The organism is Microbacterium sp. sgz311019 (assembly GCF_056135325.1).
Map to the genome: position 1 here is coordinate 235,513 of NZ_JBWAXO010000002.1, position 14,085 is coordinate 249,597.

Consider the following 14,085-nt stretch of genomic DNA (forward strand, 5'->3'; position numbering starts at 1 on the left):
GCTGTCAGGCAGGCGGCATCCGATCGATAGACTGGATGCCGCCTGCCTCTGTAGCTCAATGGAAGAGCAGCTCCGTCCTAAGGAGAGGGTTGGGGGTTCGAGTCCCTCCAGGGGCACTTTTTGTTTTCGTTGTCTGATCAGGTATTTCTCTATGGTCAGACCACACAATTCTCGATTTTTGGCCTCAATTTGGCCGCATTTTCGTTGACGAGCCCGTAAGAAGCATGGTTCTTCTCGGCCGGCGGAGGGCTCCTCTTGGGAACTTTTACCGTCGTGAAACGACAGATTCGCGCAGGTTATGCTCGGCCTCCGGACTGAGCAATCTGCTCTCCGAGGTCAGAGCGAGTGTTCCTGGGTCTTTGACATGCGGAGCAGCGTCGCCGAGGGCGACCTCGAGGGCAGCGCCACCAACGGTAGAGCGCGTATGTCAAGCAGTGCGAGAACGGATCTGACCTAGCGGGCTTGAAGATCCGAGCGGACCCGCTCAACCGCTGGTAGGTCGGCCGGTGCCCAGTCCAACGAAGAGAGGTCCTGCGGCGTGAGCCAACGAAGCGCTGTGTGCTCTGTGGGTTGTGGAACTCCCGACCGGACCTCGCAGTAGTACGTGGTCAGCGTCACGATCCCGAACTCGTAGTCGTGGGTCGTTGAGAGAATCTCGTCGCCGACGTGGACGTTGACGAGCAACTCTTCGCGAATCTCGCGAGCAAGCGCCTCTCGCGCTGACTCGCCGGCCTCAACCTTTCCTCCGGGGAATTCCCACGTGTTGGGCAGACTTCCGCTCGGCCCTCGCTTCGCGGCGAGCACCTGCCCGTCGCGTACTATGACCGCGCCGACCACGTCGAATCGCCGCGTCACTGGGCTATCCGTTCGCCCCGACCTGAGGTGCTGGGCGGCTCAACCACAAAGCCTGTCCGCTCGCGGAATGCAAGCCCGAGCCCGGCATCCTGGAGAAGGTCTCGGAGGTCGGCGGTGGGGCGATCAGGAAGCAGGACCGAACACCGCAAGTCCTCGACGTGCACATGCCTGCGGTAGTCGTAGAGCTGGCCAACCGCCATTCGGAGATCCGATCGCCCTGCGATCGCCTTCGCTTCAAAGAGGGTGTGATCGGCCTCATCGTAGATATCGGTGAGGAGCCGCGTGCGCTCGGCCGGGAGGTTGATCGCCCACCGAGAGAAGGTGTGCCCGACTTGATGTGCGATGAACTCATCGACGAGCTGCGACTCGCGCCGCACTGCGAGGCCACCTGCGCGATCAGCCGTCTCAAAGAACTCGGTCGAGTTGATCTCGACGGGCACAGAAATGGCATTCGGTTCGCGAGCAACTCCGGAGTAGCCGACCAGCTCGACGATGTCGTCGGGGATCACGCTCACTGGGAGGAGCCGGAAGACAAGGACTGTGCGCAGTGCTCCGCCCCGGTCGAGCGCCGGCATGCGCTCAAACGGCACGTCGGGGTCAAGGATGAACTCGCCGATGTAGCGCTGGAGTTTCGTGCTCGATCCCGCGACCACGCCCGCCGCGCTGAAGGCGTGGAGCGAACGCCCCTTTGCGGCGTGGGTCAGGATCGGCGAGTTGCTGCCACTGAGCTTCTGATCTCCATCGCGCCCGGCACCCGTGTAGTGGAACGCCTTACCGTCCCGAGAAAACCCGTCATAGACGTAGCCGAACTGAGTGCCTTCGGCGGGGTCGGTGAACACGAAGACGGAGTTGGACGTGTTGCTCGGAACGATGCCACCCGACTGCACACTCCCGCCGTACTCCACCACGAGGTCTGCGCGCGTGACGATGTCGCCTGCGCGGAGGCGAAAGGGTGGCGACGACATGGGATCAACCTATCGACGAGAGCGAGTTCGCGGCGAGGATCATTCCTCCAACGAGAGCGACGACGACGAGGCCGAGCGTCCCCCAGATGATGACTCGCGCCCAGTCGACGTAGCGAGGCGATCGGGCGCCGGCCCCGAACCCCGGCCGCGTCCGTCCACGCCACGAACTCGTCGAATCGCATCGTGACGCGAGGCGGGGGCGCGGGCCGCGTCGACTCCGAAGGCCTGGGCGTCGTCGTGCGCGGACCTGCCGATGATCGCGTCGGTTGCGGCTCGGTCGGTTGTGGCGATGGTTTCCGCAGCGGGTCGCTGATGTAGCGGACCAGAGTGTCGCGGGCCACGCGCGCATTGTGGAACTCTCGCCCGAGCCGCGCGCGGTCCGCATCGTCGGCATCCGGATGAAGATCGGGATGCAGCGCCCGCGCCCGACGCCGAAACGCATCCGGACCTCGTCGACGGTCGCCGCCGCGGTAACCCCAAGGTGAGCCCGCGCCTCATCCAGCGTCATGCCATAGCCGTCAGATAGCGCCGGTACTCGCGGGTGAGCCTCTGTTGCCGACCCTGATCTGCCACCATCGCGAACCGTGCCAGCAGATCTCTCGACCTGCGGGCTTTGAGGGACTCGTGAACGACGAACAAACCGAGTGACACGGCCGCAGCGAACCACCCGATGATCCGAAGAGTGGGCGGGTATCCGAGGAACGCGCTCGCGGCAAATGCGACGAACCACACGGCCGCACACCAGTTCGTGAGGCGCGCCCAGATCGCAATCGAGCCGTAATACGCCCCCATCACCCGTGGCCACAATGCGTTGGGCACCCAGAAACGCCACTCACGCGGGGCCGCAACGGAGTCCGGAACCGGAGTCCAGCCTGTGGGTGGCTGCCACAAGGCGTTATCGCGGATCCACTTATCGGTTGGGGTCGGCCAGCCGGGCGGCACGCGAAAGTCCGCCGGTACTCCAGGTACTCGAATACGCTTCGATCGTCCGATCAACGTCGTTGTCCTCCCCAGAAAAGGGACATCGTCGCCGCTAGGTTAGCGCGCGCACCCGGCGCTCATATCGCGCCACGGCCGGAGCTTGATGGCTGGGACGGTCTCCACACCGCGCTGCGGTCAGCGCGACGCGGAGAAGCGTCCTGACGAGCTCGAGGGCAGAGCCACCAACGGCATCGCGTCGTTCAGTCTCGCGGCGACGGCATCCAGATCGTCGTCGAAGAGGTCGGCATACGTATCGAGGGTCATCGCCGCCGATGCGTGGCCGAGCATCCGCTGCACGGCCTTCACGTTCGCGCCCGAGCTGATGGCGAGCGACGCGGCGGTGTGGCGGAGGTCGTGCGGGGTGAGCCTCGGGAACGACGGATCGATCGCTTTCGCGCGGCGCACCGCGTTCGCGAACCAGCCCTTCTCGCCGGAGTTCCTCATGTGGTTGATCCCGTCGCCGAACAGCAGCCCCTCCGGGCCCTTGCCGGCACATGCCTCATCGATGAGCGGGACGAGGCGCTCGGGGTAGGGGACGGATCGCCGCGCATGCGTCTTGGGCGTGCCGATGTGAATCTCGTAGGCGATCATCACCGCGTTCTCCTCGACGACGAAGCGCCGCCGCAGCCGGTTCACGCTCCGCACGCGCAGCCCGGTCGCCTCACCCCACCGCAGCCCCGTGTAGGCGAGGGTCAGCACGAGCGTCGGATGCGCCGAGCACGCCGCGAGGGTCGAGACCTGCTCATGCGTGAGGTAGACACGCCGCTTGCCCGGTCCGCGGCGAGGAAGGTTGCGGATATTGCGTGCAGGGTTGCGTCCCAGCCGACGATCGTCGACGGCCACATCGAGGATGCCGGCGAGGATTCCGAGCGACCGCAGCACGACCGTGCGCGATTTGCGCGACGCCAGCTCCGCGACCCAGTCCTGGACCTCCGAACGCCGGATCGAAGCGATCTCGCGATCAGCCCAGACCGGCGCTACGTGGTTGCGCCAGGCCTGTTCGAGCGTCGTGTAGTACGAGAGCTTCGACATCGGCGGCCGCTTTGACCGCATCCAGGCGTCGGCGAATGCCGCGACAGGAGCCTTCGACGACGCCGGATCGATGTAGTCGCCCGTCGCCTTCGACACCGTGACAGTGGAGAGGAAGAGCTGCGCGTCGCGCATCGTCCTGAACCCGCGCTTCTGAGTCTCGGAATGGTCAGGCTTGCGATAGCGCACGCGGTAGCGACGGCCCTTCGACGATTCGTATGGGGTGATGCTGCCCATCTCGACCTCCGCTCGCTCCGGGCTGATGGTCAGTATCGGGCCAGTGTCGGACATGGTGACGCTGTCGTCAACGGCGGTGGAATGGGATGCGGTGCGATGTTGGAGAACGTCGCCAAGTGTCGGCGGTGGAAGACCGGATCGCCATCCTCCGACGCTGAGAGTGTAGCGATCGAGCTCGGCTCCGTTCTCGCCGCTCACTCCTTGCAGACTCCGCGCTGGCGCGCGTCGCTTAGCAGCCGTGCGCCGTCGAGCACTGCGCTGAGCACGATCGCTGAAGTAGCCCGGTGTGTCGAAGGAAGACTCTTCGTCGGGTGTGCACTTAGCGGCGCGTGATCTGCAATCCAGGGCCACGCATTCACGCCTGGCGGCTTCGAAGGGGCGCGTCGGCTGGCTTGTCCATAAAGGGTAAGTCGCCGTTCGACTGCTCTCCTTGCCGCAGGCAAAGCCAGTCGATCTGAGGGCAGCCAAGCGACCTCCCAGAGGCGGCCAGGCAGTAACCATCTGACCTGGTCATGGTTCACCATCTCGCCGTGGTGCTCGAGGACTGACCACAGTCGCGCTTCGTCGCCGCCCTCTTTGACGAAGACGACCCAGAGGGCGGTGGCGCGGCCGGAAATCGCCTCGGGTCGGCGGACTACCTCCAGGATCAACGAGTGTGTCGAGTCTGCGTGTAGCCCAGTCAATCCGCTGTCCGTATGCTCCTGCGCGAACGCGTGACGAATCACGAGCGCTCCAGCGGGATCGATACCTGCATCGAGCAGAAGCGAACGTAGAGTACGTGACATGTCACCGATCGCAGGTCGTGGGCGGACTGTGCGATGCGGAGACGCCTGACGGAGCCGACGCATTCCGTGTGCGGAACCTCGAGAGCTACCGTGCCCACCCCTACGTGTTAAGAGTAGGGCCAGCAGATCGACCCGCCGCCTCCCGTCGATGCCACGTACCCGCCTCGCGCGTCACGTCGTTGGCCGCGGATATGGTGAGGGTGACCCTGGGTTCACCGCTGACCAATACGCCCGCGCGCAAGGAGCACTACTGAGCATGACCGACTACGTACCTGGTGAGACCGCTGACCCGAACGATGAGTTGATCGCTGTCCTGCGCGACCTCGTTCCGTCCGCGTTTGCTGATGGTGCTCTCGATCGCGCTGCGCTGCTGGACGCATTGGGGCTGGGCGATGCGGACCAGACACCAGCGTTCACGTTTTCCTGGCCTTCCGTCGATCTCGCTCGCTCGGAGGCACGCGCGGCGACGACGGCGACACTGATTCCCGACGAGAACGCGTCGCTGGATTGGGACGACGCCAGGGACGTGCTGATCGAGGGTGACAACCTGCAGGTCCTCAAGCTCCTGAAGAACGGCTACAAGGGTGCCGTCAAGCTCATCTACCTGGACCCGCCGTACAACACGGGCGATTCGTTCACGTACAACGACGACTTCGCAGTGCCCGAGAGCGAGTATCTCCGCGCGACTGGTCAGGTGGACGATCAGGGCAACGCGATGTCGAGCCGTTTGGAAACGACGGGGCGCAAGCACGACCCGTGGCTGACCATGATGTTCTCGCGACTGTCTATCGCGCGTCACCTGCTTCGCCGGGACGGTGTCTTCCTCGCATCGATCGACAACAACGAGGTGCATCACCTACGGCTTCTGCTCGACGCAATCTTCGGTGCAGAGAACTTCGTCGACATGATGACCTGGCGCGGAGCCCGAAAGGGTGACGCGAAACTTACCGGCGGCGGACAGGATTACATCCTTGTCTACGCGCGCGACCGCGCCTACCTCAAGGCCAACGACATTCGCTGGCGTGAGCGCAAGGAAGGGCTCGAGCCGATCTACGCGAAAGTCGAGGCGCTGCGGGCTGAACATGGCGAGGACTTCGACGCCATGACCACGGCGCTCCGCGAATGGTACAAGTCCCTGTCCGATGAGGACCCATCGAAGGCGCACGCGCATTACAGCAAGGTGGACGAGCGCGGTATCTGGTTCGGCGACAACATCTCGAGCCCGAACTATCGGGAGAACCTCCGCTACGAGTGGAAGGGTTACCAGCCGCCGGCCAACGGCTGGCGGTATGAGCGTCCGACGATGGAGAAGCTCGATGCTGATGGCAGGCTCATCTATCCCGAGGACATGGACCGGCGGGTGCAGATCAAGGCCTACCTGCACATGCGGGAGGACTGGGCGCCGGCATCGGTGTTCTATCGGGATCGTCGCGCAGCGTCGACCAACCTCGACGCGCTGATGGGCGCGAAAGTGTTCGATGACCCGAAGTCGACCGACGTGCTGGCACGGCTGTTCCACAGCCTGACCGACGACGGTGACCTGATTCTGGACTTCTTCGCAGGTTCAGGCTCCACCGCACAGGCTGTGTGGGAGCAAAACCCCAAGGACGGCAAGACCCGGCACTGGGTGCTCGTGCAGCGTCCCGAAGCCCCCGACACCTCAACCGAGTCGGGCAAGAACGCGGTCAAGGCCGGATACGGCACGATCTTCGAGATCACGGCAGAGCGTCTGCGCCGCGCTGCCGCCGCGACCCCAGACGTGAGTGGAGCGACACCCTCGTTCCGTGTGTTCCGCACCCGCCCTACGAACCTGATCGTTGAACCGCCGATTATCGCGACTGCGGGCCTGACCGGAGAGCAGCTCCTGCTGGATGCCATCGATCGCGCGACCAAGCCGCCGGTCGTCGACGGCGCGGACGAGCTCTCGGTCGCCTGGGAGGTCGTTCTCAAAGCGACCAACACGCGACTCGACGCCGTGGTGACCAAAACGACGCACGGTGACGTCACGGTCTACGAGTTCGCGGCTCGGGATGCCGATACCCGCGCTCCGCGGCTCTATGTGAGTCTGGGCGAGTTCTCGGTCGCATCGGCGGACGCGCTCGGTCTGACGGATGACGACACGCTGATCCTTCGCGGTGACCAGGTGAGCGATGACGTCACGCTGACGCTCGCGCCTCGGCTGCAGTCCAAGTTGATCCTTCTGGAGCGGGTGCCTCGTGAAGTTTCGCTTTGACGATCAGCCGCATCAGTCAGCAGCCGTCGCGGCAATCGTCGACCTCTTCGAGGGCGCGCTGACGCCGCCCCGGGATGTGATCGTGGGACAGGCGGCGGGCGCTGAGGGACACGACGGGTTCGCCCTGGACTCGGACGCGCTTGTCGCGAATCTGACCGCGGTCACCGAACGGGAGTCGGTCGCGAAGCAGGAATCGCTCGAGCTGTTGGCCGAGACAGATCTGCAGGGCTTGGAGCGTGAATTCCCGAACTTCTCTGTCGAGATGGAGACGGGCACGGGAAAGACTTACGTCTATATCGAGACGGCGCTGCGGCTGGCCGAGCAATACGGGCTGCGCAAGTTCGTGATTCTTGTTCACTCCATCGCGATCCGCGCGGGCGTAGTCAAGACGTTTGAACAGACGAAAGAGCATTTCGAGGCCAAGTTCCCTTCCACGAAGTACCGGTGGGGGTCGCTGAGTGAGAGCACCGCAGTGAACGACTTCGCCGAGCCCTCCGGTGATGTGCAGTTCCTAATCGTCGGTATTCAGGCGCTCGACAAGCCCGACACGAACACGCTCTACGCCTCCAAAGAGGAGCCCCAGCTGTGGGGCGTGCCGATGAGTCGGGTGGCGCAGATCGCCGCGACGCGTCCGGTCGTGCTGATCGATGAGCCGCAGAACATGGCGACGCCGTTGCGCCGTCAGGCCATCGCCACCCTCAACCCGTTCTTCGCGCTCCGCTTCAGCGCCACCCACACGGTGCCCTACAATCTCGTGCATCGGCTCGGACCGAAACAGGCCAGCGACGCAGGCCTGGTCAAGCGTGTCTCCGTCAAGGGAGTCATCGCCGGTGAGGACGGCACTCCTTACATTCGCCTCGACAAGATCCGCAGCGTGCGGCGCCGGCTGATGGCTGAGGCCACGATCGATCGAGCCACCGCATCTGGCACGGTGCGTGAGCGGGTCGTACTCCAGGCAGGGTCGGAGCTCGTTGGGGACTTTCACGCCCCGAGTCACTACGAAGGTCTTGTGGTCGACGAGATCGCTCGGCAGCCCGATCGAGTGATCTTTCAGAACGGCCTCGTCCTCAAGGTCGGCGACGAACACGGTGTCGACTCTTTGGCGGTGTGGAAGGACCAGATCCGCCAGACCATTCGCCGCCACCTCGACCGTCAGAAGCTCATCGACAGCTCGATCTACGACGTCAAGGTGCTCTCGCTCTTCTTCGTGGAACACGTCGCCGACTACGTCGGTGACGACGCGACACTTCCCGCCCTGTTCGATGAGGTGTTCGCACAGGAGTGGGTGCGGGCGGGAGGGGCGACCGACGACATGCCGGATCCGGCCGAGCTGCGCGTGGCGTATTTCCCGTCGACCAAGACCGGCCTGCTGAAGGACGCGACCGGCAACTCCAAGGACGATCAGGAGCAGCAGGCGCGCGCCTACGCCGAGATCATCGCCAACAAGGAACTCATCCTCGACCGAGCGAACCCGCGGGCGTTCATCTTCTCCCACTCCGCCCTGAAAGAGGGATGGGACAACCCCAACGTCTTCCAGGTCGGATTCCTCCGCCACTCCAAGTCTGAACGGGAACGTCGCCAGCAGATCGGGCGCGGCCTTCGTCTACCGGTGGATCAGTCGGGCCACCGCGTCTTCGACGGCGTGATCAACCGACTCACCCTCGTTGTCGACGAGTCATTCAGCGAGTTCCGCGACGGCCTGAACGCTGAGTACACGACGGCGGGTACCGGGGCGGGCAAGACCGACGTTCCAGAGATCGAGAACTCGGACGACGAGATCGTCATGCTCCGCCGCCCGAAGCAGTTCGACAGTCCCGCGTTCGCCGAGCTGTGGAACCGGATCCGCTACCGCACCAAGTACCGGGTCACGCTCGACAGCAAGTCACTCGCCACCGCTGTGGCGAAGTCGGAGATACTCGACCAGCTGCGCTACATCGAGCGCCGGGCTAACATCATCCAGTCCGCTGACCTCACCTACGACGACGAGGGCCATGTGACCACGGGCGACGCGTCCGTGTCCGAGACCCCTGGCGAACGTCTCGTGATCGTGGGGGAGCGGTTCCCGGACGTCCTGCAACTCATCGAGGAACAGCTCCAGTACGGCAAGTTCCCGCTCCGCCTAACCCGCCCCACGCTCGCAAGCGTGGTTGCCGCGATCCCGGGGCAGTTCGCCGCGCGCCTGCTCGATGACCCCGACCGCTGGGCGCGGATCGTCGCACAGGCGATCCGAACCGCCGGGATTGAGGAGATGGCCAAGGGCATCATCTACGAGCCGACCGACGAAAATGACTGGTGGGACGCGAACGCGATCTTCTGGCCGGCCGAACCCAAGTCGCCCGTTCCGGCGACCCGTGAGAACCCCGACCCGAAATCCGGCATCGCTGTGGCACCGGTGGGCGGTGTGAATCTCTACGACCACTTCGACTACGACAGCCACGTCGAGCGCAACTTCGCCGAACAGCTCGAGAACGACAGCGATCGGATCAAGCTATTCGCCAAGCTCCCGCGCCGTTTCAAGGTGCGTACGCCCGTCGGTGAGTACTCACCGGACTGGGCGATCGTCTGCGACGTCGACGGTGCCGAGAGGCTCTATCTCGTGCGCGAGACCAAGGACAAGCTGAGCCTGCACCAGCTGGCGTGGGATGAAGCGATGAAGATCCGCTTCGCCCTCCGCCACTTCAACGCGGCACCCGCCGGCACTGTGGACTACACCAATACGACGGACCACGACGGTGTCCGGATTGAACTGGCCCTCGGCGGGGAGACATGCTGATGGCTGGAGCTGGCGCGGACACGAAGGCAACGATGATCAAGGTCGTCTACTTCGACGAGGAGTCTGCATCGGACTACCTGGACATTTCAGCGGGCGGAAAGGCTGCCGCCACGAGCGAGAACGTTAAGGATCGCACGACCAATCTGCACAGTGAGGTCGAGACTCGTCTGGCAGCGAAGTTCAGCTGGCTTCCCTTCCTTGGCGGCTCAGCGGAAGAGGGCGGTGGAGTCGACATCTCCAGCGCCGGGCAGAGCATCCTCCGAAAGACGCTGTCCAACACGATCCTGGCGGACTACCTGGCAAAGGCGGAAGCAGATCCCCGCGTCAGCCAATTGCGAGACCTTCGAGTGACCGCCTCGAAGGACTCGATGGCGTTCATGAAGATGTTCACGCCCTACATGGTGATGCTCAAGATGGACGAGATGCCATTACACCTGGCGAGATTGGACGACGTTCTCACCGGCGCCAAGGGGTACTACGAGCTGCTCGGGGAAAGTCCGGACGGCTCCAAGCTCCTGCTTCGCTTCAACATCAAGGCGTTCCGCAACAATTACGGACTGACGGATCTCGGCCGCACGCGGCTCGTCTTCCAAGCATCGTTCGCGCGAGACCTCCTCGACCGAGAGTCGGGCGTGATTCTGATCGACGAGTTCGACAAGGCCAACTCGGTCTTCCACAGCGCGTTCTACCAGCTGTTCGACGGCGGCGTCTTCGAGGACAAGAATTACAGAGTCCAACTCGGCCCGTCGCTGATCATCTGTACCTCCAACTACGGCGCCGAAGACGAAATCCGCAAGGCGCTCGGCGACGCCCTGTATTCCCGGTTCGATTCGCTGGTGCACTTCAAGCCGCTCTCCAAGTCGGAGATTCGGCAGGTCATCGACCGACTCGTCGACGACCGTTATCGGCACCTGTCATCGCAGGAGCAGGCCCGACTCACTCCCGATGAACTCAAGACCCTGTTGTACCCGTTGGCCGACAGGTCGGGGAACGCACGCAAGCTGGGCAAACTCGTCGACGAGGTGATCTCGCTCGTTCTGGTGCGCACGATACTGAGCGACACTCCGCCCGGCGAAGAACCAGATGGAAGGATGCAGCATGACGAGCGACGTGACCGAGCCCGCCGCTGGGCTGATCGACGCAGCGCAACCCGCCGAGCCAGACGACACCGATCTCGCCGACCCACGCGCGCTACTCGCTGAGTGGGCGAATAAGAATGACGAGTGGGTGCGGCTGCTCGTGGCAGAAGCCATTGGCTCTGGACGTCCGGTCGGGGCGAGCACGATGGAGATGGCGTACCAGCTCTTCCGGCAGGAGAAGGCGCTGGACAAGCGCGAGCTTCCCGTTGTCGCCAAACTAGAGGTCGAAGCACGCCGGGACGAGTCCGCGCCGCCGCTCACGCTGACCCGCCTCTCCGAGGTGCACGGCGTCAACGCGCTGGTACATGGCGCGGTGATCGAGCCGCATGAGGGCCTGACGATCCTCTACGGCGAGAATGGCACCGGCAAGACCGGATACTCGCGCATCCTGAAGGCGCTGGCCAACAGCCGCACCGCCGACACGATCCTTGGCAACATCGACGCCGATCTCGCCGAGGACCAGTCGGCAAAGCTAGAGTACAAGCTCGGCAACGAAGCCCAGACGCTGAGCTGGGCGGGCGATCGCGGCGTGTCACCGTTCACACGGATGTCGATCTTCGATAGTCCGGCGGTGACGACCCACGTCGACGACGACCTCGACTACGTCTACACCCCGGCCTCGCTATCGCTCTTCAATCATGTGACCGCCGCGATCCAGGCAGTCGCCGCTCAGATCGACGCGGCGATCAGCGGACTCGCGACCGGAAGCACTGGCCTGCTTTCCAGGTTCCAGCGCGGCTCGAGCATCTATCCGCAGATTGAAACCCTCGGCGCATCCACTGACCTCGCAACGCTCAAGGAACGGATCGTAACGAGCGACGGGGCCGAGAATCAGCTTGATGTTCTTACGCAGGCTTTGGCGGCGCTGCGGACGAACACGATCGGCACTCAGATCGCAGCGCTCAAGGCAGAACAACGTGTCCTCGCCCAAGCCTCAAGCGCCGCCGAGGCGCTCATCGCGTTCGATGCGACTGGGTACAACGATGCGTTGACGAAGCGGTCACAGCTCGCCAGCGACTACGACGCATTCCGCAGCGAACTCTTCGCTGCCGCAGACCTGCCCACCGAGCCCGACGACACCTGGAGCGGTTTCATCGAAGCTGGCGACACCTACCGTCAGCATCTCGTGGAGGAGAGGGTGCATGACTCTGAGCGCTGCCTCTACTGCCGCCAGCCACTGTTGGAGCCGGCACGTGAGCTGCTCGCCCGGTACTCGACCTACCTCGAAGACAAGATCTCCGCCGATATCCGCACCACCGATACCGTGTTGACGGCGCACAAGCGCCAGGCGACCGTGATCCAAGGCAACGAACTCATCGCCTCCATCGCGCAGTACAAGGACGAAGACGAGAAGCCGCCCTACTTCGCACACATCCAAGCCATCGAGCAGGCACGAAGCGCCCTAACGGCCGCGGCAGCGGACGGCACGCACGCCGGCACGAGAATGGTCGATCTCCTCACCAACCCCAAGACCGAGATCGATGCTGCACTGGACACCGTCGAGGCCAGCATTAACACGTTGGAAACGCAGCAGCAGAACCGGGCTCAGACGCTCGCTGAGAAGCAGGCCGAGTTGCTGGAACTCGGCGACGCCGTCGAGCTGGGCAAGTCCTGGCCGCTGATCGAGGCCCAGGTCAGGAGCGCCAAGGAGGCCGACCGACTCAAGACTCTCAAGCGTCCGCTGCCTTCGCTGGGGCGCGCGGTCACTGAGCTGGCCAAGACCGCGAGCGACCAGCTCATCAATCAGAGTTTCGACGCGCTCTTCCTAGAGGAGTGCGCCGCCCTGCGGACGGCGCCGCTGAAGCTTCAGTTCGTCGGACGCGAGGGCAAAGCACAGCGCCGCAAGGTCATTAGCGGCAAACACAAGCCATCGAAGGTTCTCTCCGAGGGGGAGCAGAAGGTGCTTGCTCTCGCGGACTTCTTGGCAGAGGCGAGATTGGCTGGCATCACCGCGCCGGTGATCTTCGACGATCCGGTGTCGAGCCTTGACCACCGTCGGATCAACGAAGTCGCGCAGCGCATCGCCCGGCTCGCCGAAGGCAACCAGGTCATCGTCTTCACACACGACATCCTGTTTGCCACCACACTCTTGAGCTTGTTCGAGAAGTCCAAGCGCTGCGTCTACTTCCAGATTACTGACGAGGGCGGCAAGGGCAAGGTCACCAAGGCTACCGGGCCCCGTTGGGACACGCTCAGCGGCATCCGCGCACGGATCAACGAGACGATCCAAGCCGCTAACCAGGTGGACGGAGAAGCTCGTGACGCCCTCGTCCGCGTCGGGTACGGCTGGCTACGGTCGTGGGCCGAAGTGTTCACCGAGAGTGAGCTCCTCCAAGGAGTCACGCAGCGGTACCAGCCGAACGTCGGTATGACGCGACTACCGAACATCAACACCGGGAAGCTCGACGAGATCATCCCGAAGGTGACCGAGATCTTCGAGGAAGCCTGTCGCTACATCGATGGCCACTCCCAGCCCCTCATCACGCTCGGAGTGAGCCCCACGCTTACGGGGCTCGAACAGCACTGGGCCGAGCTTCAACAACTCAAGAGGCTCAACGACGACAAGAACTGACACCATCGCCCGAGCAGCGAGACGTTGGTGAGCGCGGTGCGAGATCGCCGTTCACCCACGCCGGTCGGTTCGCGCCTGGGCTACGTTCCATTCGTTAGATCGGCGCGCGATGCCACTGACAGTTCAGCAGCTCATCCCAAAGCGGGATCGTCTGCTCTTCAATCGCCGCACCAAGGGGTTCGAGCGTGACTGGTGGGTGAACAATGTCGCTCTGCCGGGCCGTGAGTACCTCACGCTCGCTCTAGACGGAGTTGAGGTGGCACGGGCGCAGATCGACCCGTTCTCGACGGACGAGGACGAGTACGTCGGGCTTGATCTACCAACCGTTGTTGTGAAGATGGAGTTCGTTGAGGTGAGTAATCGGGTCCGCGGTCAGGGGCTCGGCCTGCAGGCGGTGGAGGCCATCGTCGAACGGTAGGCCGGGCGTTGGTTCACCGTCGCCTCGGCCGACGCCGGGGGCTTCTGGACCAAGAACGGTTGGACGGAGGCCCAGCACGTGGAGCGCCCGACTGCCCC

At 63.9% G+C, this 14,085-nt stretch carries 8 protein-coding genes and 1 tRNA gene; 6 read left to right on the forward strand and 3 right to left on the reverse strand.

What is annotated here, in order from left to right; all coding sequences use genetic code 11:
* Positions 1-44 precede the first annotated feature (44 nt).
* A tRNA-Arg gene (locus AC0NZN_RS03965) sits at positions 45-116 on the forward strand.
* Between the two features lie 337 nt (positions 117-453).
* Here AC0NZN_RS03965 and AC0NZN_RS03970 read toward each other — a convergent pair.
* From AC0NZN_RS03970 to AC0NZN_RS03980, 3 genes are all read right to left on the reverse strand, one after another.
* Positions 454-855, reverse strand: coding sequence for a (deoxy)nucleoside triphosphate pyrophosphohydrolase (locus AC0NZN_RS03970; RefSeq protein WP_474590963.1), 402 nt, complete (start codon positions 853-855; stop codon positions 454-456).
* Complete coding sequence (locus tag AC0NZN_RS03975; protein ID WP_474590964.1) at positions 852-1,820, reverse strand: SRA domain-containing endonuclease; 969 nt, start codon at positions 1,818-1,820, stop codon at positions 852-854. Before AC0NZN_RS03975 ends, AC0NZN_RS03970 begins: the two co-directional genes overlap by 4 nt.
* Positions 1,821-2,936: 1,116 nt before the next feature.
* Complete coding sequence (locus tag AC0NZN_RS03980; RefSeq protein WP_474590965.1) at positions 2,937-4,067, reverse strand: tyrosine-type recombinase/integrase; 1,131 nt, start codon at positions 4,065-4,067, stop codon at positions 2,937-2,939.
* A 1,041-nt stretch (positions 4,068-5,108) separates the two neighbouring features.
* Here AC0NZN_RS03980 and AC0NZN_RS03985 point away from each other — a divergent pair.
* From AC0NZN_RS03985 to AC0NZN_RS04005, 5 genes are all read left to right on the forward strand, one after another.
* The gene (locus AC0NZN_RS03985; RefSeq protein ID WP_474590966.1) at positions 5,109-7,085 is read left to right on the forward strand and encodes a site-specific DNA-methyltransferase; all 1,977 of its coding nucleotides are present in this window, start codon (positions 5,109-5,111) and stop codon (positions 7,083-7,085) included.
* A complete protein-coding gene (locus AC0NZN_RS03990; protein ID WP_474590967.1) occupies positions 7,069-9,858 on the forward strand; it encodes a restriction endonuclease in 2,790 nt (929 codons plus the stop codon). Before AC0NZN_RS03985 ends, AC0NZN_RS03990 begins: the two co-directional genes overlap by 17 nt.
* A gap of 32 nt (positions 9,859-9,890) precedes the next feature.
* Positions 9,891-11,060 carry a DUF6414 family protein gene (locus tag AC0NZN_RS03995; protein WP_474590968.1) on the forward strand — a complete coding sequence of 390 codons (1,170 nt, stop codon included), beginning with the start codon at positions 9,891-9,893 and terminating at the stop codon, positions 11,058-11,060.
* On the forward strand, positions 10,957-13,569 hold the full coding sequence (locus AC0NZN_RS04000) for an AAA family ATPase (RefSeq protein WP_474590969.1): 2,613 nt from the start codon (positions 10,957-10,959) through the stop codon (positions 13,567-13,569). The genes AC0NZN_RS03995 and AC0NZN_RS04000 overlap by 104 nt, the downstream gene beginning before the upstream one ends.
* 109 nt (positions 13,570-13,678) lie before the next feature.
* Positions 13,679-13,987: a hypothetical protein gene (locus AC0NZN_RS04005; RefSeq protein ID WP_474590970.1), complete on the forward strand. Its 309-nt coding sequence runs from the start codon at positions 13,679-13,681 to the stop codon at positions 13,985-13,987.
* Positions 13,988-14,085: the final 98 nt, after the last annotated feature.

Bases quoted from the DNA above. Each gene is read 5' to 3' on its own strand.
- AC0NZN_RS03975 (WP_474590964.1), bottom strand. From the start codon at position 1,820: ATGTCGTCGCCACCCTTTCGCCTCCGCGCAGGCGACATCGTCACGCGC.
- AC0NZN_RS03980 (WP_474590965.1), bottom strand. From the start codon at position 4,067: ATGGGCAGCATCACCCCATACGAATCGTCGAAGGGCCGTCGCTACCGC.
- AC0NZN_RS03985 (WP_474590966.1), top strand. From the start codon at position 5,109: ATGACCGACTACGTACCTGGTGAGACCGCTGACCCGAACGATGAGTTG.
- AC0NZN_RS03995 (WP_474590968.1), top strand. From the start codon at position 9,891: ATGATCAAGGTCGTCTACTTCGACGAGGAGTCTGCATCGGACTACCTG.
- AC0NZN_RS04000 (WP_474590969.1), top strand. From the start codon at position 10,957: ATGACGAGCGACGTGACCGAGCCCGCCGCTGGGCTGATCGACGCAGCG.
- AC0NZN_RS04005 (WP_474590970.1), top strand. From the start codon at position 13,679: ATGCCACTGACAGTTCAGCAGCTCATCCCAAAGCGGGATCGTCTGCTC.